This is a genomic window from Streptomyces sp. NPDC099050, assembly GCF_044759865.1.
Classification (GTDB): domain Bacteria; phylum Actinomycetota; class Actinomycetes; order Streptomycetales; family Streptomycetaceae; genus Streptomyces.
This window is the reverse complement of the sequence record NZ_JBIWAE010000024.1, coordinates 63,432-82,291: the sequence shown is the minus strand read 5'-3', so window position 1 is coordinate 82,291 and position 18,860 is coordinate 63,432. Positions and strand designations below refer to the sequence as shown.

General features: G+C 71.2%; 22 protein-coding genes and 1 pseudogene. 5 read left to right on the top strand and 18 right to left on the bottom strand.

Going from position 1 to position 18,860, the window contains the following annotated elements:
• Window positions 1-12: 12 nt before the first annotated feature.
• The 6 genes from ACIQV3_RS32245 to ACIQV3_RS32220 all read right to left on the bottom strand — a co-directional run bounded on the left by ACIQV3_RS32245 (window position 13) and on the right by ACIQV3_RS32220 (window position 6,561).
• A complete protein-coding gene (locus tag ACIQV3_RS32245) occupies window positions 13-1,602 on the bottom strand; it encodes an alpha/beta hydrolase (protein WP_403718408.1) in 1,590 nt (529 codons plus the stop codon).
• Window positions 1,603-2,016: 414 nt separating this feature from the next.
• Window positions 2,017-3,906 carry an AMP-dependent synthetase/ligase gene (locus ACIQV3_RS32240; protein ID WP_403718405.1) on the bottom strand — a complete coding sequence of 630 codons (1,890 nt, stop codon included), beginning with the start codon at window positions 3,904-3,906 and terminating at the stop codon, window positions 2,017-2,019.
• Window positions 3,907-4,093: 187 nt separating this feature from the next.
• On the bottom strand, window positions 4,094-4,444 hold the full coding sequence (locus tag ACIQV3_RS32235; protein ID WP_403718403.1) for a hypothetical protein: 351 nt from the start codon (window positions 4,442-4,444) through the stop codon (window positions 4,094-4,096).
• A gap of 341 nt (window positions 4,445-4,785) precedes the next feature.
• Window positions 4,786-4,953, bottom strand: coding sequence for a hypothetical protein (locus ACIQV3_RS32230; RefSeq protein ID WP_403718401.1), 168 nt, complete (start codon window positions 4,951-4,953; stop codon window positions 4,786-4,788).
• A 146-nt stretch (window positions 4,954-5,099) separates the two neighbouring features.
• On the bottom strand, window positions 5,100-5,957 hold the full coding sequence (locus ACIQV3_RS32225; RefSeq protein ID WP_403718399.1) for a helix-turn-helix domain-containing protein: 858 nt from the start codon (window positions 5,955-5,957) through the stop codon (window positions 5,100-5,102).
• Between the two features lie 340 nt (window positions 5,958-6,297).
• Entirely contained in the window at window positions 6,298-6,561 is a 264-nt protein-coding gene (locus ACIQV3_RS32220) for an ATP-binding protein (RefSeq protein WP_403718396.1), read from the bottom strand.
• A 44-nt stretch (window positions 6,562-6,605) separates the two neighbouring features.
• On the opposite strand from ACIQV3_RS32220, the pseudogene ACIQV3_RS32215 reads away from it, so the two are divergent.
• Both ACIQV3_RS32215 and ACIQV3_RS32210 read left to right on the top strand, forming a co-directional pair.
• A pseudogene (locus ACIQV3_RS32215) lies at window positions 6,606-6,743 on the top strand (DUF397 domain-containing protein); the annotation flags it as partial.
• A gap of 330 nt (window positions 6,744-7,073) precedes the next feature.
• Window positions 7,074-7,652 carry an O-methyltransferase gene (locus ACIQV3_RS32210; RefSeq protein WP_403718394.1) on the top strand — a complete coding sequence of 193 codons (579 nt, stop codon included), beginning with the start codon at window positions 7,074-7,076 and terminating at the stop codon, window positions 7,650-7,652.
• A gap of 109 nt (window positions 7,653-7,761) precedes the next feature.
• Here ACIQV3_RS32210 and ACIQV3_RS32205 read toward each other — a convergent pair whose 3' ends face one another.
• The 7 genes from ACIQV3_RS32205 to ACIQV3_RS32175 all read right to left on the bottom strand — a co-directional run bounded on the left by ACIQV3_RS32205 (window position 7,762) and on the right by ACIQV3_RS32175 (window position 13,171).
• Window positions 7,762-8,349 (bottom strand): hypothetical protein, encoded by a 588-nt coding sequence (locus tag ACIQV3_RS32205; protein WP_403718391.1) that lies wholly within the window; start codon window positions 8,347-8,349, stop codon window positions 7,762-7,764.
• A 147-nt stretch (window positions 8,350-8,496) separates the two neighbouring features.
• Window positions 8,497-9,900, bottom strand: a complete 1,404-nt coding sequence (locus ACIQV3_RS32200; protein WP_403718388.1) for a dicarboxylate/amino acid:cation symporter — start codon at window positions 9,898-9,900, stop codon at window positions 8,497-8,499.
• Window positions 9,901-10,018: 118 nt separating this feature from the next.
• Window positions 10,019-10,126, bottom strand: a complete 108-nt coding sequence (locus ACIQV3_RS32195; protein WP_323182336.1) for a putative leader peptide — start codon at window positions 10,124-10,126, stop codon at window positions 10,019-10,021.
• Between the two features lie 247 nt (window positions 10,127-10,373).
• A complete protein-coding gene (locus ACIQV3_RS32190) occupies window positions 10,374-10,688 on the bottom strand; it encodes a DUF4229 domain-containing protein (protein WP_403718385.1) in 315 nt (104 codons plus the stop codon).
• Between the two features lie 124 nt (window positions 10,689-10,812).
• Entirely contained in the window at window positions 10,813-11,337 is a 525-nt protein-coding gene (locus ACIQV3_RS32185; protein ID WP_403718382.1) for a GNAT family N-acetyltransferase, read from the bottom strand.
• A 135-nt stretch (window positions 11,338-11,472) separates the two neighbouring features.
• Entirely contained in the window at window positions 11,473-12,636 is a 1,164-nt protein-coding gene (gene mqnE / locus ACIQV3_RS32180) for an aminofutalosine synthase MqnE (protein WP_403718379.1), read from the bottom strand.
• A gap of 79 nt (window positions 12,637-12,715) precedes the next feature.
• Window positions 12,716-13,171 carry an Lrp/AsnC family transcriptional regulator gene (locus ACIQV3_RS32175; RefSeq protein WP_243340137.1) on the bottom strand — a complete coding sequence of 152 codons (456 nt, stop codon included), beginning with the start codon at window positions 13,169-13,171 and terminating at the stop codon, window positions 12,716-12,718.
• A gap of 130 nt (window positions 13,172-13,301) precedes the next feature.
• On the opposite strand from ACIQV3_RS32175, the gene ACIQV3_RS32170 reads away from it, so the two are divergent.
• Window positions 13,302-13,436 carry a hypothetical protein gene (locus ACIQV3_RS32170; RefSeq protein WP_403718376.1) on the top strand — a complete coding sequence of 45 codons (135 nt, stop codon included), beginning with the start codon at window positions 13,302-13,304 and terminating at the stop codon, window positions 13,434-13,436.
• On the opposite strand, the gene ACIQV3_RS32165 is transcribed toward ACIQV3_RS32170, so the two are convergent.
• Window positions 13,433-14,137 carry a UbiX family flavin prenyltransferase gene (locus ACIQV3_RS32165; RefSeq protein ID WP_403718373.1) on the bottom strand — a complete coding sequence of 235 codons (705 nt, stop codon included), beginning with the start codon at window positions 14,135-14,137 and terminating at the stop codon, window positions 13,433-13,435. The genes ACIQV3_RS32170 and ACIQV3_RS32165 overlap by 4 nt on opposite strands.
• Before the next feature lie 91 nt (window positions 14,138-14,228).
• On the opposite strand from ACIQV3_RS32165, the gene ACIQV3_RS32160 reads away from it, so the two are divergent.
• A complete protein-coding gene (locus ACIQV3_RS32160) occupies window positions 14,229-14,882 on the top strand; it encodes a rhomboid family intramembrane serine protease (RefSeq protein WP_403718370.1) in 654 nt (217 codons plus the stop codon).
• Here the strand turns inward: ACIQV3_RS32160 and ACIQV3_RS32155 are convergent.
• From ACIQV3_RS32155 to ACIQV3_RS32140, 4 genes are all read right to left on the bottom strand, one after another.
• Window positions 14,879-15,463 (bottom strand): Uma2 family endonuclease, encoded by a 585-nt coding sequence (locus tag ACIQV3_RS32155; RefSeq protein WP_403718367.1) that lies wholly within the window; start codon window positions 15,461-15,463, stop codon window positions 14,879-14,881. The genes ACIQV3_RS32160 and ACIQV3_RS32155 overlap by 4 nt on opposite strands.
• Before the next feature lie 78 nt (window positions 15,464-15,541).
• Window positions 15,542-16,465 carry a menaquinone biosynthesis prenyltransferase MqnP gene (gene mqnP / locus ACIQV3_RS32150; protein ID WP_403718364.1) on the bottom strand — a complete coding sequence of 308 codons (924 nt, stop codon included), beginning with the start codon at window positions 16,463-16,465 and terminating at the stop codon, window positions 15,542-15,544.
• Window positions 16,462-16,929, bottom strand: a complete 468-nt coding sequence (locus ACIQV3_RS32145) for a hypothetical protein (RefSeq protein ID WP_403718361.1) — start codon at window positions 16,927-16,929, stop codon at window positions 16,462-16,464. Before ACIQV3_RS32145 ends, mqnP begins: the two co-directional genes overlap by 4 nt.
• Window positions 16,926-18,383: a menaquinone biosynthesis decarboxylase gene (locus ACIQV3_RS32140; RefSeq protein WP_403718358.1), complete on the bottom strand. Its 1,458-nt coding sequence runs from the start codon at window positions 18,381-18,383 to the stop codon at window positions 16,926-16,928. Before ACIQV3_RS32140 ends, ACIQV3_RS32145 begins: the two co-directional genes overlap by 4 nt.
• Window positions 18,384-18,501: 118 nt before the next feature.
• On the opposite strand from ACIQV3_RS32140, the gene ACIQV3_RS32135 reads away from it, so the two are divergent.
• Window positions 18,502-18,804 (top strand): PLD nuclease N-terminal domain-containing protein, encoded by a 303-nt coding sequence (locus tag ACIQV3_RS32135; RefSeq protein WP_403718355.1) that lies wholly within the window; start codon window positions 18,502-18,504, stop codon window positions 18,802-18,804.
• Window positions 18,805-18,860 lie beyond the last annotated feature (56 nt).

Genomic DNA, 18,860 nt, shown 5'->3' with positions numbered 1-18,860 from the left:
CTTCGCGCGGTCTCACTCCCCGGCGGGGCAGGAGCGCGTTCCTGAGGGCAGCCGGCCGTCGATCAGGAAGTGGTCCACGTACCCCTGCACACAGCGCGAGGCGACGTACCCGGTGTGCCCGTCGCCCTTGTAGTCCACGACCACGGTGTTGCCGAGCCGCTTCGCCGTCTCCTCCGTCCACTCGTACGGGGTGGCCGGGTCTCCGCGCGTACCGACGAGCAGGATCCGCGGCATGCCCGCGGGGCGGTCGATCCCGCGGATGAAACCGGTGCCGGCGGGGCGCCCGTAGCAGGCCAGGACCGTCATCAGCTGGCGCGGCCCGAAGATCGGCGAGGCGGCGAGGAACACCGGCTGGAGCGCCTCCAGTTCCCGTGCGACGTCCATCGGGGAGGCCTTGGCGTCTCCGCGGTCCGGGTCGTCGGCGCAGTTCACGGCGACGAGCGCGGCGGCGGCGTTGTCGGCGGGCACGGCGGCGGCGCCGGCGACGGGCTCTTCGTCGGGCGGCGGCGCCCCGTCCGGACCGCCGAGCTGCATCAGCCCCACGGGGTCACCACGCTCGACCAGGGCGAGCGCGTCCGCGAGGGCGGGCCAGGCCTTCCGCGAGTACAGGGCGATCCCGATGGCGTCGGCCACGTCCTGACCGGTGAAGCGCAGTCCGCCCTCGCCGGTCAGCGGCGTCGCGTCCAGACGGGTGACGAGGGCCTGGACCTTCTCCCTGGCGGTACGGGTGTTCGTGCCGTACACGCAGCCCTGCCGGTGGGCGCACCAGACGAGGAAGCCGTCCAGCGCCCGCTGCTGGCCGACCGCCGACAGCAGGGCCTGCTCGCCGAGCGGCTCGGTGAGGGTGTCGACCCCGTCGAGGACCATGCGGCCGGTGCGGCGCGGGAACAGCGCGGCATAGACCGCGCCGAGGCGCGTCCCGTAGGAGAAGCCGAGGAAGTCGAGCTTGTCCTCCCCGAGGGCCTGGCGCAGCAGGTCCATGTCGCGGGCCACGCTGACGGTACCGACGTACGGGAGCACCGGGCCCGAGTCGAGCGCGCAGCGCTTGGCTTCGGCCCGCAGGGCGGCGAGCTCGGCGGCGGGCCCGGTGGGGGCCGTGCCGCCGCCGCCCTGCGTCATCCCTCCGCAGGTGACGGGGGCGCTGTGGCCGACGCCCCGGGGGTCGAAGGTGACGAGGTCGTAGCGCTTGTTGAGCTCCGCGAAGGCGTTGGGGTCGGCGGCGAGGGTGGAGACGCCGGGGGCGCCGGGGCCGCCGAAGTTCAGCACGAGGGAGCCGATCCGCCGGCCGGCGGGCCCGGTGGCGGGAAGCCGCGCTACGGCGAGCCGTACGGTGCCCTTGGCTTTGCCCTTGCCTGTGCCCGTGCCGGTGCCCTCGTGGTCGATCGGCACGGTGAGGGTGCCGCAGCGCATGCCGTCGGGCACGGGCTTCACGGGGCACGTGCCCCACTGGATCCCCGGGGGCGCGGGGGTGCGGGCAGCGGCCGGACCGGGACCGGGCACGGCCGCGAGCAGGGCGCCGGCCAGGGCAGCGCCGACGACTCCGGCGGCTATTCGGGTACGAGCCCGCGAGACCGAGCGGGCTGCGGAACGGGAACGGTGCACTGCACCCTCCTGGAGCGGCCCCCCGGACCAGTGGGCCCACCCTATGCGCGCCCTGCGCACCCCGCCCCGCGAGACCATCACCCGTCCGGCCTCTTGACGGGCCCGGCCGGCAACCCCTGCGCGGCGAGGAGTCCCCTACCCGCCCTTCCACCGTTCCCCGGGCTGCGCCCGGACCCCTGGGGCTCCGCCCCAGACCCCGCTCCTCAAACGCCGGAGGGGGCTGGAATAGCCCTACGGGCAATCCAGCCCCGGCGAAAGGCACGGCGTGCACGTGCAGGCTGGCCCCAGCCAAAATCCAGCCCCTCCGGCGTTTGAGGAGCGGGGGCCCGGGGGCTGGCCCCCGGCAACGGCGCCGCACGCGGGCAGGGACCGGTCCAGGGCCATGGCCATGGCCGGGCCGGGCCGGGCCACCCGTCAGGAGGGCCGGTAAAGCGCCTCGATCTCCCGTTCGAAGTCCCGCGCGACCGCGCCCCGCTTCAGCTTCAGCGAAGGCGTCAGGTGCCCCCGCTCCTCCGTGAAGTCCCCTTCCAGCACCGCGAAGCGCCGTATCGACTCCGCCCGCGACACCAGCCGGTTCGCCTCGTCGACGGCCCGCTGGAGGTCCGCCCGCAGTTCCTCGTCGGCCACCAGCTGCCTGATCGGCACGCCCACCTTCTTGCGCATCTGGCGCCAGTGCTGGAGCCCCTCCGGTTCCAGGGTGATCAGCGCGGTGACGTAGGGCCGGTTGTCGCCGACCACCATGCACTGGCCCACCAGCGGGTGGGCCCGTAGCCAGTCCTCCAGGGGTGCGGGGGCCACGTTCTTGCCGCCGGAGGTGATGATCAGGTCCTTCTTCCGCCCGGTGATCGTCAGGTACCCGTCCGCGTCGAGCTCCCCGATGTCCCCCGTGGACAGCCACTGCTCCCCACCCACCGCCACGCCACTGTTCCAGTACCCCGCGAACACGTGCGGCCCCCGCAACAGCACCTCCCCGTCGTCGGCGATCCGTACCGCCGTCCCCGGCAGCGGCCACCCCACCGTGCCCAGCCGGGGCCGCAGCGGCGGGGTGACGGTCGCGGCCGCGGTCGTCTCCGTGAGCCCGTAGCCCTCGAAGACCTCGACGCCCGCGCCCGTGTAGAAGGCGGCGAGGCGCCGGCCGAGCGGGGAGCCGCCGCTCAGGATGTACCGCACGCGCCCGCCCAGCGCCGCCCGGATCCGCCGGTAGACGAGCGGTTCGTACAGCGCCCGGCCCAGCCGCAGGCCCAGCCCCGGCCGCTCGCCCTCCGCGACCGACGCCTCCCCGAAGCTGCGCGCGATCCGCGCCGCCCGGTCGAAGGAGGAGGCCCGGCCCATCTTCTCGGCCGTCGCCCGCGCGGTGTTGTAGACCTTCTCCAGGACGTACGGGATCGCCAGCAGGAACGTCGGCCGGAAGCCGGCCAGGTCGGACAGCAGGTCCTCGCCGCGGATGCTGGGCGCGTGGCCGAGCTTCACCCGCGCCCGCATGCAGCCGACGGCCACCATCCGTCCGAAGACGTGCGACAGCGGCAGGAACAGCAGCGTGGAGGCGGGGTCCTTGCTGACCGACTTGAAGACGGGGTGCAGCAGTTCCACCGCGTTGTCCACCTCGGCGAAGAAGTTGGCGTGCGTCAGCACGCACCCCTTGGGCTGCCCCGTCGTCCCGGAGGTGTAGATCAGCGTCGCGACGGACTCCGGCGCGCACCCGGCCCGGCGGGCCGCGACCGCCTCGTCGGGCACGTGCTCACCGGCCTTGACCAGCCGGTCCACGGCCCCCGTGTCGAACTCCCAGAGGTGGCGCAGCCAGGGCAGATTGGCCCGCTCCGCGCTGATGATCCGCGCCTGCGCCGTGTCCTCCACCGCGCAGGCCACGGCGCCCGAGTCCTGGATGATCCAGCGCGCCTGGAGGGCGGAGGAGGTCGGGTAGACCGGTACGGTGATCAGCCCGGCCGCCCAGCCCGCGAAGTCCAGCAGGGTCCACTCGTAGGTGGTCCGCGCCATGATGGCCAGCCGGTCACCGGGGCGCAGGCCCTCGGCGATCAGCCCCTTCGCGACGGCGAGCACCTCGGCGGCGAACTCGGCGGCCGTGACGTCCCGCCAGGTCCCGTCCCGCTCCTTGCGGGCGAGTACGGCTTCCCGCGGAGCCTCCCGGGCATTGTCGAAGGGGATGTCCCCGAGGGACCCGCTGGCCGGCACCGGGGCCAGCGGGGGCACCCACACCTGGCGCACCCGCCCCTCGACGACGGTCTTGACGGGTTCGACGGGCTTCGGGGAACTGGCGACCCTCACCAGGCTCGATTCGGCGGTCACGGCGTGCCTCTCTGGCCGGACGGAGTGTTACCGCCGGTAATTTACTTAGCGGTAACCACCCCTGAACACCCCTGTGCCCGGCTTTTCACCGATGCTCCACGCCATGCCGCCCACACCCCCACCACACGCCCACGCCTGCGCTCCGCACCATCAGGGCCGAGGGCTCGGATCCGCCGCGCCCCTGTCGTCAGCCGGTGTCCCAGACGGTCACCGCGACTTCGAACTCGGCGGGCCCGGCCACATCGGTGACGGTGAAGTACCCGAGGCGGCCGCTGTGCGTCTTCAAGCAGGCCATGTCTCCCGGCTGGACCGCGAGCGAGCGCCATGCCAGCAGTCCCTTCATCGCGGAGCAGTCCCGGTAGCCCGGCGGCGTCGCGCCGTCCCACGCCGCGATCGCGCGGCCCTCCACCTCACCGGGGTGGCAGTCGCACTCCAGGCCGAGATCGCCGAGCACCGCCCCGGAGGGCGGTACGCCGTCCAGCCACCAGCCCACCGGTCCCCCGTTGCTATAGAGCAGCAGGGTGCCCTGCCAGCGCACCTTCGGAGTTCGGGCCGGCTTCGGCGACGCCGGCGGCACGGAGGAGCTCGACGGGGCCGACGAGGCTGACGGGGCCGACGGGGCTGACGGGACGGAAGGCGAGGCCGGCGGGTCCGGAGGCGATGACTGTGGCGGCGTCGAAGGGGTGGGCGGGGGCGCGGCACCGCCGTCGCCGGTGGTCTTGCCCTGATCGGCCCCGTTGACGTCGTGACCGGCGCAGTCGGCGCCGGTGCTGCAGTTGTTCTGCGTGCCGATCTCCGTCCCAGCGCACGACGACAGGGCCAGAACAGCGCTCACCGCCAGCGCGGCACCTCTGACGGCCCCCGATCGCCGCGCCCTCATCATCCCTTCTCGTTGATGTCGCGGCCCGCACACTGGGATGAGTTGCTGCAGTCGTTCCTGACGTCACCCTTGTCGGAGTTCGTCACCAACATCGCCGCCGCGGTGATCAGCGCGGCGACGACCGTGCCGACCACGGACCATACGGCGATCCACTGATTCCTGGTCAAACTGGCCACTATCCATCCTCCCCCTCAGCGACTCCCAACGAGAAGAGCACTGTTCGAAACGCCTCCGCCGCACGGATGGTTCCGCAAACCCCTTACGCGCAGGGCCAGTTCGAGGATGATCCGCACCGGAGCGGAGATTCCTGCCCTCAGGCGGCCACCGTCGCCCCGACGGGCGGACAAGTGCGGCAGCGGCCCGGCTCCGAGGCTCTGAAGGCCCGGTCGCAGCCGTCGCAGTTCTGGAGCGGATCCGGCCGCCGCCGGTCACCCGCCACCCCCGCAGCCGCCAGCCGTACCGGGAGCAACGGCGGCGGGAGCAGGGCCCGGAGCCGGTAGCCCAGCACGGAAGCCGCGTTGCGCAGCGGCTCGGGGAGCCCGGCGGACAGCGCCCGCTCGATTCCGTCGGACCCCACCCCCCGCTCCAGCCAGACCGATACGGCGGGAGCCAGCCGCGCGATGTCGCGCTCGGAGAGCAGCAGCCGGGGATCACGGCGCCGCAGCCCGGCGAGCACGGCGACCGCCTCGGGTTCGAGCTCCGACTCCGGTACGGGTACGGGTACGGGTACGGGCTCCCGCTCCGGCTCCGGCTCCGGCTCCGCAGCGGGTACGGGCGCGGGCTCGAAGGCCGGATCCGACATCGACTCCGACACCGGCTCGGGCTCGGGCTCGGGCTCATCGACGGGCTCCGGCTCGGGTTCCTCGTCCGGCGGCGGCGGAGGTGACGGCGTCGGGGGCGGGGGGCCGCCGGAGGGTGCGCCGGGCTTGTTGTACGAGTAGGTCCGCGTCACGACCCGCCCGTCCTCAAGCCGTTCGCGGCGCCGCTCCAGATAGCCGTGCCGCTCCAGCTCCCGCAGGGCGGATCCGAGCCGGATCTCCCCCTCCGGGAACCGCTCGGCGAGCGCCTTCACGCCGACGGGCGCGCCGTCGGGCAGCGACTGGATGTGCGCCGCGACCCCGATCGCCGTCGCCGACAGCTGGCGGTGCTGGAGGAGGTGGTTGCCGATCACGGTGTAGTGAGTCGTGTGCCACGTGTTGACGTGGATGACACCGGATCGGAGGGTCCCGGCACGAACTCGGGACGATGCGCGCGAGGGCGCGCTAGGGTGCTCAAGAGCCATAGGGAAGGGCTAACTTCCTGCTTGGTCAGGCCCTCGACCGGGATGCCAGTCCCGCCGGGGGCCGTCTCATGTCTGGTGTTGATGTCGGGGCGAGCATATGCCCGGCAACCGGTCCAAAATCCAGCCCAGTTGACACAGTTCACCCGACCGAGCGACGGGGCCCGCGAGCCGGCCGGACGCGGACCGGTTGGGTTGGGTCGGTTGGTTTTTTCCACCGGTTCTTTGGTCTTTATGCGTCGGGCGCCACCGGACCACGGAGCCCCGCGACCCGGGTGTCGACGCGGACCTCCGCCCACACCACCTTGAGCGGAACGGGCCCCTCCCTCACGCCCCACCGCTCCGCGAACGCCTCGACCACCACGAGCCCGAGCCCCGCGTCGCGGATCTCCGGGAGCCGGTCGCTCCGCGCGTCCGCCACCTCGATGAGCAGCCGGCCGGGGGTGACGGTGAGAGACAGCCGGAAGTCCCGCCCCGGCACCCGCCCGTGGGTCACGGCATTCGCACCGAGCTCGGCGACGATCTGCGCGGGACCCTCCAGGCGACTCCTGCGTCGAGGTGGCCACCACCCCCGTCACCGTCCACATCCGCGACTCCAAGGACCTCGATCAGCCGCACCTCACCCTCGCCCCCCACGCCTGGGCCGACTTCGTCGGGTCGTACGCGTCCACCAGCTGACGGAACGGACGAACGAACCGAGGGAGCCCTTCCGCCGCTGACCCACGTATCAGGCGAGCTCGATGCCGAGCTGAGTGCCCAGTTGTCGGAGCCCAACCCGGCAGCGACCCGCCGGGAGGCAGGCGGGTGGGCGCGCCCCTGCGGCAGCAGCCCGGCGGCGGGGGCACGGGCGACCGCGGCCGAGCCCGTCACCGGCCGTGCCCGTCGCGTACGGCGAACACGGGTGAGGTGATCTCGTCGAGGGCGGCCTCACCCGCCCCTGCCCACGAGGGGACCCGCCCGCCGGGAATTCGCTTGGTCCGGCCGCCACGGCCCGCGCATGATCTCCGCATGGACGACACCCCGTACCAACTCCCCTCCACCCTGCCCACGTTGCGCGCCAAGGCCGCAGAGGCGGGCTTCACCCTTTCCTGCGAGGACCGCACCGGCGGCCTCCTCTCGGCGCTCGCCGCCACGCGGCCCGCGGGCCGGATCCTGGAGCTCGGCACCGGGGCGGGCGAGGGCGCGGCCTGGCTGCTCAGCGGGATGGACGGCGGCTCCCGCCTGACCACCGTCGAACTCGATGCCGCCCTCCAGTCCATCGCCCGCGAACAGCTCGGCTCCGACCCCCGGGTGACCTTCGTGGCCGGGGACGGCGGCACGTGGCTGGAGGACTTCGACGGCCCGCCCTTCGACCTCGTCTTCGCGGACACCTGGCCGGGCAAGTTCACCCACCTCGACCGGGCCCTGGAACTCGTGGCTCCCGGCGGGACCTACCTGATCGACGACCTCCTCCCCCAGCCCGGCTGGCCGCAGGACCACCAGGCCTCCGTCACACGCCTCCTGGCCGAACTGGACGCGCGCGAGGACTTCCGATGCGTCCGCCTGGCGTGGGCGAGCGGCCTGCTGATGGCGGTACGCACGGCCTGACGCGGTCGGCCCCACCGATAAGCCGCAGCCCCGCCCGGACGGGGCGGGGCTGCGGTGGTTGGGTTCTCGGAGGTCAGGCGGTCATGAGGGGCTCTGCTTCGGCACGTCATCACCACCCGAGTTGCTCCTCACCCAGGACCTCGCCGCCGATGCGCGCGGCGAGCTTCTCGGCCCGAGGCAGGTCGCCCCACTTGTCCACATGGACGAAGACGGTGTGATGTTCGGTCCATCGGCCCCACTGGGCGTCATCGCCGTGGAACACGACCTGGACCCCGTCGTACTTCGCGCTCCCGTACTGGTCCGCCTCTGGATCATCCGGCCACAGGCCGTGCCAGCCGATGGCGGCCGTGCCCTGGCCGAGAGCCGCTACGAAGCGTTCCTCCGCGCTCCCCCTCGCAACGTCCTCCAGCGTGTACAGCGGCAGGTGCGCTTCCAGTACGACGTCCTCCGTCATGGTCACATCGAGGTCGAACCATCCGGAGTGACCGTTCGACCCAGTTCGGATGTCGACGTAGTTGAAGGTCGCCCCGGGCAAGACCGCAGCCGTCTTCCGCAGATCCTCGACCGTCTCGAGCTCGGCCATGAGCTCGACCTCGTCCTCGCACTCCGCCAGCAGCGCGCACAGGCGCATGGCCTGCGTGTACGCCTCGGTCGCGTCGGTGGTCCGGAAGACGGGATATGCCCTGGAGTTGCCCATGGACCGAACCGTCACACGCTCTCGCAGGCCTCCGCCAGCGCATTTCGCTGGTCCCGTCGCAGCTCTGCGTACGCCCCCCCCAGTCCGGGGCACACCGCAGCCCCCGCCCGGACGGGGGCGAGGGCTGCGGCAGTCGAGCGGCGGGGCTCAGGCGGTAACGAGGGCCTTCGCCGGGTCGGCGTCCGAGGAGTCCGAAGCGTCCGAGGCGTCGGAGGCGTCGGACTGCGCAGGGATCTCGGCCTGGGCCGGCTCGTCCAGGAGGGACGAGGAGGCGGTGGCGTAGGCCGCCTTGTCCAGGATCCCCTCGCGGGCCGCGACGATGACCGGGACCAGCGCCTGCCCGGCCACGTTCGTGGCGGTGCGGATCATGTCCAGGATCGGGTCGATCGCCATCAGCAGGCCCACGCCCTCCAGCGGGAGGCCCAGCGTGGAGAGGGTCAGGGTCAGCATGACCGTGGCGCCCGTCAGACCGGCCGTGGCGGCGGAGCCGACGACCGAGACGAAGGCGATGAGGAGGTAGTCGGTGATGCCGAGCTGCACGCCGAAGATCTGCGCGATGAAGATGGCGGCGAGCGCCGGGTAGATCGCGGCGCAGCCGTCCATCTTCGTCGTCGCGCCGAACGGGACGGCGAAGGAGGCGTACTCCTTCGGAACGCCGAGGCGCTCGGTGACCTTCTGGGTGACCGGCATGGTGCCGACCGAGGAGCGGGAGACGAAGGCCAGCTGGATGGCCGGCCAGGCGCCCTTGTAGAACTGGAGCGGGTTGACCTTGGCGACGGTCCACAGGAGCAGCGGGTAGACGCCGAACATCACGAGCGCGGAGCCGACGTACACGTCCACCGTGAAGGTGGCGTACTTGCCGAGCAGGTCCCAGCCGTACGTGGCGATCGCGGTGCCGATCAGGCCGACGGTGCCGATCGGCGCGAGGCGGATGACCCACCACAGGGCCTTCTGGAGGAGCTCCAGCACCGACTCGGCGAGGTTCAGCACCGGCTGGGCCTTGGCGCCGAGCTGGAGGGCGGCGATGCCGGCGACGGCGGCGAGGAAGACGATCTGCAGGACGTTCAGTTCGGTGAACGGCGTGATGATGTCGGTCGGCACGATGCCGGTCAGGAAGTCCAGCCAGGACCCCTCGCGCTTCGGCAGCTGGCCGTCCTGCGGGGTGAGGCCGGTGCCGGCGCCCGGGTTGGTGAGCAGGCCGATGGCGAGGCCGATGGCCACCGCGATCAGCGAGGTGATCATGAACCAGAGCAGCGTGCGGGAGGCGAGCCGCGCGGCGTTGTTCACCTTCCGGAGGTTGGTGATCGACACCAGGATGGCGAAGAAGACGAGCGGGGCGACGGCCAGCTTCAGGAGCTGGACGAATATGTCGCCTATCTGCTCCAGGGTCGTACCGAGCCAGCTGATCTCCTGGCTGCGGGAGACCCAGCCGAGCAGAACGCCGAGCACGAGGCCGGTGACGATCTGGGCCCAGAAGGGGAATTTGAACGAGGACGACTTCTTCGCCGGTGCGGGGGCCTCGGCGGCAGGGGTCTGCGGTGACGCGGACACGGACACTCTCCGGGTGGATCTGCGGTTTCGGGGGGGTGGTGATGCGGTGCGGCAGCACCCGGAAAAGCGAAGAGCCGGGCGGGCGGACCGCTGCTGGGTCAGGGCCGGTCGCGAGGACTCAGCGACAACAGCAACAGGCCGCGGACGCGCGGCGGCAGAGGTCGACGTGCAGGCGCGCCACGAGCGGGACGCTCGGGGTCATCTGGTGCGCGGCTGTCGTCAACATGTTGAACACGCTAACACTTCACCTTTGAGAACCTCAAAGCCTCCCTTTGAGTCAGCCCGAATCAGCACGGGTCGACACGGCTCGACACGGGTCAGCACGGCCTGGAAACCGCGGCGAACTCCCGCCCGATCCCCGCCAATCCCCCGCCGAACCCCCGGAAGACGCCGAAAGCCCCGGCGTCACGGGCGGCGAGCCCGGTGCCGAGGCATTTCGGTGTGTGATGAAGCTAACTGGTCCCCCGCCGGCCCTACTGGCTGGCGCGCGCGGCCTCGTCGACCGAGTCGTCCTCCTGGCTGCGGTTAGCGGCGAGCTTGTCCTTCGCGCCCGCGACGCGCCCGGCGATGACCGCGGACATCTCGTCGCGCTGCTTGCGCAGCAGTACGAAGGAGAGCGGCGCGGAGAGCACGAGGGCGAGCAGCACGACCCAGGCGGGGTTGGCGTCACCCAGACCGGAGGGCACCCAGCCCAGCCGGACCAGACCGGCGACGAGGACGAGGCACCCGACGAAGATCCCCAGACGCATCGCGGTGTAACGGATCGTCGCGCTCGGCTTGAGGGACACGGTGACCCCTTCTCTCTTCGTCGTGGTCGTACGTCGGCGCGTACGTCGGCTCGTGCCCGTCCAGTGAAGCACGCCGGACCCCGCCCTCGGCCCGCCGGGGTCGCGCCCCGCGGGGTCCCGCAGGTCACCCCAGCGGCAGCAGCATCGTGATGTCGTCACGGTCGTCGCCCGGGGCCGCCCGGATCGCGCCGGGGACGCGGCCGACCTCCTTGTAGCCGCAGGCGGCGTAGAAGTGCTCCAGGCCCAGCCCGCCCCGGCAGCCGAGGCGGATCGCCTCGATGCCCTCCATCGTGCGGGCGGCGTCCGCGACGGCCTCCATCAGCGCGCGGCCGGCGCCGCCGCCCTGGAGGGCGGGGTCGACCATGACCGTGTAGACCCAGACCCAGTGCGTCTGGAGCCGGTGCCGGTTGAGCGCGATGACGGCGGTGGCGCGCACCCGGCCGGCGGCGTCGCGGCCGACGAGCAGGCGGCTGCGGCCCTCGGCGGCCGCGGCGAGGTGCCCGTCCAGTTCGGGGCGGACGTCCTCGACGGTGACGGGCGGTACGAAGCCCACCGCGCCTCCGGCGTTGGACACGTTGGTCCAGAGTGCGGCGAACTCCTCGACCAGGGCGGGGTCGACGACCGGATCGAGGATGAAAGTAAGGGTCATGGTGTTAGTTTAGCTATTACTGGAGGCGGTGCACAAAGGGCCCCGGCCCCCCGCCAGGGGGAACCGGGGCCACAGCACACCAGACGTCAGGTGTCAGGTGTCAGGCGTTAGGCACCAGACGTCAGGCGTCAGGCGTCAGACCCGCATCGCCTGCGGCGTCTCGCGGAGTTCCGCGTCCGGGCCGGGGTACTCGCGGATGATCTCGTAGCGCGTGTTGCGCTCGACCGGGCGGAAGCCCGCCTCGCGGATCAGTTCCAGCAGGTCCTCGCGGCCCAGCTTGTTCGGGGTGCCGTAGTTGTCCGCGTCGTGCGTGATCTTGTACTCGACGACCGAGCCGTCCATGTCGTCCGCGCCGTGCTGGAGGGCGAGCTGCGCCGTCTGCACGCCGTGCATCACCCAGAAGACCTTCACGTGCGGGACGTTGTCGAAGAGCAGGCGGGAGACCGCGAAGGTCTTCAGCGCCTCGGCGCCCGTCGCCATCGTCGTGCGCGCCTGGAGCTTGTTGCGCACCTTGCCGTCCTTCATGTCCACGAAGTCGTGCTGGTAGCGCAGCGGGATGAAGACCTGGAAACCGCCGGTCTCGTCCTGCAGTTCGCGCAGCCGCAGCACGTGGTCCACGCGGTGGCGCGGCTCCTCGATGTGCCCGTAGAGCATCGTCGCCGGGGTCTTGAGGCCCTTGGAGTGCGCCAGGCGGTGGATGCGCGACCAGTCTTCCCAGTGGGTGTTGTGGTCGACGATGTGCTGGCGGACCTCCCAGTCGAAGATCTCGGCGCCGCCGCCGGTGAGGGACTCCAGACCGGCCTCGATCAGCTCGTCCAGGATGTCGGAGGCCGACATCCCGGAGATCGTCTCGAAGTGGTGGATCTCGGTCGCCGTGAACGCCTTCAGCGAGACGCTCGGCAGCGCCTCCTTCAGCGCGGAGAGCGAGCGCGGGTAGTACCGCCACGGCAGGCTGGGGTGCAGGCCGTTGACGATGTGCAGCTCGGTGAGGTTCTCGCCCTCCATGGTCTTGGCCAGCCGGACGGCCTCCTCGATGCGCATCGTGTACGCGTCCTTCTCGCCCGGCTTGCGCTGGAACGAGCAGTACGCGCACGAGGCCGTGCACACGTTCGTCATGTTGAGGTGACGGTTGACGTTGAAGTGGACGACGTCGCCGTTCTTGCGCATGCGCACCTCGTGGGCGAGGCCGCCGAGCCAGGCCAGGTCGTCCGACTCGTAGAGGGCGATGCCGTCCTCACGGGTCAGCCGCTCGCCGGAGCGAACCTTGTCCTCCAGCTCACGCTTGAGCCCAGCGTCCATGCCGGTCCTCTCCATCTGTCCTCGAATCGGCGCGGTACGTGTGCCCCACAACCGCGCCCCAACCGTACTCTCAGCGCCCTCAGGCTTCCTCCGGCAGGCCCCCGACCCGGTTCTCCCACTTGGTGGAGAGCACGATCGTCGTGCGGGTGCGCGAGACGCCCTTGGTGCTGGAGAGCTTGCGGATGATCCGCTCCAGCCCGTCCACGTCGCCGGCCCGGACCTTGAGCATGTACGAGTCGTCGCCGGCGATGAACCAGCAGTCCTCGATCTCGGAGAGGTCGCGCAGCCGGCGGGCCACGTCCTCGTGGTCCGCCGCGTCGGAGAGCGAGATCCCGATCAGCGCCGTGACGCCGAGGCCGAGCGAGGCCGCGTCCACGGTCGCGCGGTACCCGGTGATGACTCCGGCCGTCTCCAGCCGGTTGATCCGGTCGGTGACGCTGGGGCCGGAGAGGCCCACGAGCCGGCCCAGCTCGGCGTACGAGGCGCGTCCGTTCTCACGAAGTGCCTGGATGAGCTGCTTGTCCACCGCGTCCATGTACCTGGAACCTTCCATTATTCGGCATTCCCTCAAGTTTACGTATAGAATCAAAGGCACACAGGGTCGACACCCTGTGAATCTTTCAACAGATCAACGACGATCTGACAATCTTCAGGAGTGGTTCACCGTGTACACGATCGAGATGGCCTACGCGCACATGCGACAGCTCCAGGAGCTGGCCAACCGATCCCGCACCGACCAGCCCGCCGCAGCCCGCCGCGTCGACAAGATGCGCAAGCCGGGGCGCGCGAAGAAGCGCTAAGCGCCACCGCTCGCCCCCCGGGCCTGCCCGGGAGCGGGCAGCCGGGAGCCTCCGAGCTCCCCTTCCCACCGGCGGTACAGACCGTGCGGCACCCCTGCCGCGTCGAGCACCCGCCCCGCGACGAAGTCCACCAGATCCTGGATGTGCGTCGCACCCGCGTAGAACGCCGGAGAGGCGGGCAGCACCACTGCGCCCGCCTCGTCCAGGCTCACCAGATGCTTCAGCGTCTGCCCGCTCAGCGGGGTCTCCCGTACCGTCACCACCAGCCGGCGCCGCTCCTTGAGCGTCACGCTCGCGACCCGCTGGAGCAGGTCCTTCGACAGCCCGAGCGCCACCCCGGCCACGCAGGCCGTGGACGCGGGCACGATCAGCATCCCCTTCACCGGGTACGAGCCGCTGCTCGGTCCGGCCGCCAGGTCCCCCGCCGCCCAGTGGCGTACGCCGTCCAGGTCCGGGCGCGCGAAGGTGCCGGGCTTGCCGTCGGCCCCCCGCTCCAGCCACTCCCCCAGATCGTCCCGCCAGTGCGCGTCGCGGAAGGCGATCCCCGTCTCGTCCAGCAGCGTCAGGCGCGAGGCCCGGCTCACCACCAGGTCCACGCTCTCGCCCGCCGCCAGCAGCCCGCGGATCACGGCGGCCGCGTACGGCGTCCCGGACGCCCCGGAAACCCCGACCACCCATGGGGTGCGCTTGCCCTCAGTCATACCTCCGAGACTATCCGGCCAGCGCCGGGGGGCACTGGCTAAGGTGGCCGCACGTTCAAGGGGTGGACACGGCGGAGGGGCAGGGGTCGTCATGAGCGGAAGCGGAAGCAGCACACACCCGGGCGGTACAGGTCGTACGGGTCGTACGGGCTCCTTCGCCTGGAGCAGGACCGGCCGCACCGGCCGGGCCGTGGCCGCCGCGAAGCTGATGCTGGGCTGGGTGGCGCTGCTCTGGCTGATCGAGGCCGTCGACTACGCCACGGGCCACGCGCTGGACTCGTACGGGATCACCGCGCGGGAGGCCGACGGCCTGAGCGCGATCCCCCTGGCGCCCTTCCTGCACTTCGGCTTCGACCACGTGGCCTCCAACAGCGTCCCGCTGCTGGTCCTCGGCTTCGTCACCGCGCTGAGCGGCATCGGCCGCTTCCTGGCCGTCTGCGCGGCCATCGTCCTGGCCGACGGCTTCGCCGTCTGGCTGATCTCCCCGCCCCACAGCATCACGGCGGGCGCCTCGGGCCTGATCTTCGGCCTCTTCGGCTACCTGCTGGTCCGCGGCTTCGTGGAACGCAGCCCCCTCGGCGTGGCGGTCGCCGTCGTCATCGCCGCCGTCTGGGGCACGACCTTCCTGGCCGGAGCCCTCCCGACGGACTCGGTGGTCAGCTGGCAGGCCCACCTCTTCGGCCTCCTGGCCGGCGCGGCGGTGGCCGCGATGGCGCGGCCCCGGCCGGAGGTGGCGGCGGTCTAGGCTCCCGCTCCCGGGTCAACGGGGAGCTCGGAGGTGTCGACCATCAGCTTGCCGATCCCGGTCAGAACGGTGACCGTCCCTCCGTACGGAAAGGTGTCCCGGCCCCGATAACCTTCGAGCCCCGGGTTCCAGAGCTTCACGCATTCCGCCCGATACGGGTCGAAGATCAGGTAGTGGGGGATGCCAGCGCGCGCGTAGGCCCGGTTCTTGACCTCGTAGTCGTTGCGCACGCTGCTCGGGGAGACCACCTCGATGGCGAGCTCGATCAGGTCCGGCGGGTAGGCAGAGAGGTTCTTACGCCATTCCACCTTCGGGATCACAGCAAGGTCTGGGCAGAACTCGTTGTCGCTGTCCATGGGCACTGCCACATCGCTGATGAACGCCCACTCCGCCGAGAGCTGGAGCTTCAGGTCGTCCCGTACACCCCAGATCGTCTCGTTGTGGTACGGCTTGACCGGACTCATCACGATGGCGCCCTCGACAATCTCCATCCGGTAACCGGGGAACATGTCCTCGAACCGGCTGAGCTGTGAGTGCAGGCGCTCGGTCTCCGAAACGGTCACGTCGGCCTCCCTGTCCATGCACTCGATGGTATGCCGCACGCTAGCCACCGGGGCAGGGCGCGAACCGCCGAATCCGGCAGGGCACACACGATCGAGTTACAGCGACAGCCCCCGCACCACCAGGTCCGCCAGCGCGCACACGAACAGGGCCATCCCGATGAAACCGTTCACCGTGAAGAAGGCGCGGTTCAGGCGGGACAGGTCGTGGGGCGTGACGATGGTGTGCTCGTAGACGAAGGCCGCCACGACGATCAGCAGGCCCAGCCAGAACAGCCAGCCCGCGCCGGTCGCCACCGCGTACCAGGCCAGCAGGCCCGTGGTCACGACGTGCGCGCCGCGCGCGCCCCACAGGGCGGCCGGGATGCCGAAGCGGGCCGGGACGGACTTCACGCCCTCCGCGCGGTCCGCGGCCACGTCCTGGCAGGCGAAGATCAGGTCGAAGCCGCCGATCCACACGCCCACCGCGAGGCCGAGGATCACCGCGTCCCAGGACCACTCGCCGGTGATCGCGATCCAGGCCCCGACCGGGCCCATCGCCTGGGCGATGCCGAGGATGGCGTGCGGGAAGTTCGTGAACCGCTTCCCGTACGGGTACACCACCATCGGCACGACGGCGATCGGCGCCAGCATCAGGCAGAGCGGGTTCAGCAGCGCCGCCGAGCCGAGGAACACGGCCAGGGCGATGCCGGCCCCGGTCCAGGCGGAGCGGACCGAGACGGCGCCGGTCACCAGCTCGCGACCGGCGGTCCGCGGGTTCCGCGCGTCGATCTCCCGGTCGATGATCCGGTTGGCGGCCATCGCGAAGGTCCGCAGGCCCACCATGCAGACGGTGACGAGCAGCAGCTCGGTCCAGTGCATCCGCTCGTCGAGCGTGTACATGGCGGTGAGCGCGGCGATGTAGGCGAAGGGCAGCGCGAAGACCGAGTGCTCGATCATCACGAGCCGCAGGAACGCCTTGACCTTGCCGGTGGCCTGCGGCGCGGGCCCGGATCCGAGGACCCCTTCGGCTGCGGATGTCATACGAGGCTTCTCCGGAAGTCTTCGAGGTCGGCCAGCAGGTCGGCCGTGGGGAGCGTGCCGAGCTCCAGGGTCCACGGGCCCGCGTCGTGGCCCTCGGGCGGGGTGACGCGGGCGGTCAGCTGCCAGGTGGTGGGGGTCGGGCTCGCCTCCAGGCGCAGGAAGTTCCCGGCCTCCGCGGTGAACGGCTCGCCCGCGACCAGGGCGCGCTGGAGCTGCTCCGCGAAGTCGTCCGCCTCGATGTCCCGCGCGCCGGGCAGCTCGAAGCCGTCGCCCTCGCCGTCCTCGTCGAGCATCAGCGCCCAGACGTTGCCGGGGCCCGCGAACTCCTCCGGCGAGACGCCCGCCTCCTCGGCGGCGAGCCGGACACCCGGGTCCGCCGGGTCGAGCTCCGGACGGACCAAGGCCACGTAGACCTCGTCGGTACCGATGAAGAGGGCGGGGCCCCCCATGGCTACAGGGCTCACAATCCGTACTCCTTCCAGCGGCTGTCGACCAGGGCCGCGGTCGCGGGGTCGGACTCGACCATGTCAGGCCAGCCGCCGTCCCGGGTGTACCCCTCCGTCGGCAGCTTCTTCGTGGCGTCGATGCCCGCCTTGCCGCCCCAGAACTGCTGGTACGAGGCGTGGTCCAGGTGGTCCACCGGGCCCTCCACGACGGTGAGGTCGCGGGAGTAGTCCGTGTTGCCGAGCGCGCGCCAGGAGACCTCGTGGAGGTCGTGGACGTCGCAGTCCTTGTCCACCACGATGATCAGCTTGGTCAGCGACATCATGTGCGCGCCCCAGATGGCGTGCATGACCTTCTGCGCGTGCTTCGGGTACTTCTTGTCGATCGAGACGATCGCGCAGTTGTGGAAGCCGCCCGACTCGGGGAGGTGGTAGTCCACGATGTCCGGGACGATGATCTTGAGGAGCGGGAGGAAGAAGCGCTCCGTCGCACGGCCCAGCGGACCGTCCTCCGTCGGCGGCCGGCCGACCACGATCGACTGGATCAGCGGACGCTTGCGCATCGTCACGCAGTCGATCGTCAGCGCGGGGAAGGGCTCCTGCGGGGTGTAGAAGCCGGTGTGGTCGCCGAAGGGGCCCTCGGGGAGGGTCTCCCCGGGCTCCAGCCAGCCTTCGATGACCACCTCGGCGTGGGCCGGGACCTGGAGCGGGACCGTCTTGCAGTCCACCATCTCGATCCGCTTGCCCGCCACGAACCCGGCGAAGAGGTACTCGTCGATGTCGCCCGGCAGCGGCGCGGTCGACGCGTACGTCACGGCCGGCGGGCAGCCGAAGGCGATCGCGACCGGCAGCCGCTCGCCGCGCGCCGCGGCCACCGCGTAGTGGTTGCGGCTGTCCTTGTGGATCTGCCAGTGCATGCCGATGGTGCGCTTGTCGTGGCGCTGGAGGCGGTACAGGCCGAGGTTGCGCACGCCCGTCTCCGGGTGCTTGGTGTGCGTCAGGCCGAGGTTGAAGAAGGACCCGCCGTCCTTGGGCCAGGTGAAGAGGGCCGGGAGCTGGTCCAGGTCCACGTCGTCACCGGTGAGGACGACCTCCTGGACGGGCGCGGACTCGCCCTTCACCTTCTTCGGCGGCACGTGCACCATCGAGCCGAGCTTGCCGAAGGCCTCGCGGACGCCGACGAAGCCCTGGGGCAGCTCGGGCTTGAGCAGGCCGCCGATCTTCTCGCTGATCTCGGCGTACGACTTCAGCCCGAGGGCCTTCAGCAGTCGCCGGTCGGTCCCGAAGACGTTCATGGCCAGCGGCATCGCCGAGCCCTTGACGTTCTCGAAGAGCAGCGCGGGTCCGCCCGCCTTGTTCACTCTGTCGACGATCTCCCCGACCTCCAGGTACGGGTCCACTTCGGCCTTGATGCGCTTCAGGTCGCCCTCCCGCTCGAGGGCCCGGAGCAGGGAGCGGAGATCGTCGTAAGCCATGCGGCAATTGTGGCATCCCCGCTCCGGGCCCGAACCGCGGCGGGCCCTCTACCCTGGAAGAGTCCACCGCGGGCCTGCCCGGTCCGTGCCTCGTCCCTCTGGGGGTCGGTCCCACACCGTGCTGCGCTATCTGCCGTTCCTGCTGATCATCGCGCTGACCATCTACACCTTCATCGACTGCCTGAACACGCCGGAGGACGAGGTCAAGCACCTCCCGAAGGTCGTCTGGGTCCTGATCATCCTGCTCTTCTCGATCGTCGGTCCGGTGGTGTGGCTGTTCGCGGGCAAGAAGCGGGTGCCCGGCGGCGGCGCCACCCGGCCGCGGCAGGGCCGCCGCCAGTGGGTGGCGCCCGACGACAACCCGGACTTCCTGAAGTCCCTGCGCGAGGAGCAGGACGAGAAGGACAAGGACAAGGACTAGGACTGGTGACGGGAACGCGGGAGGGGCCGGGCGCCTCTCGGCTGCCCGGCCCCTCC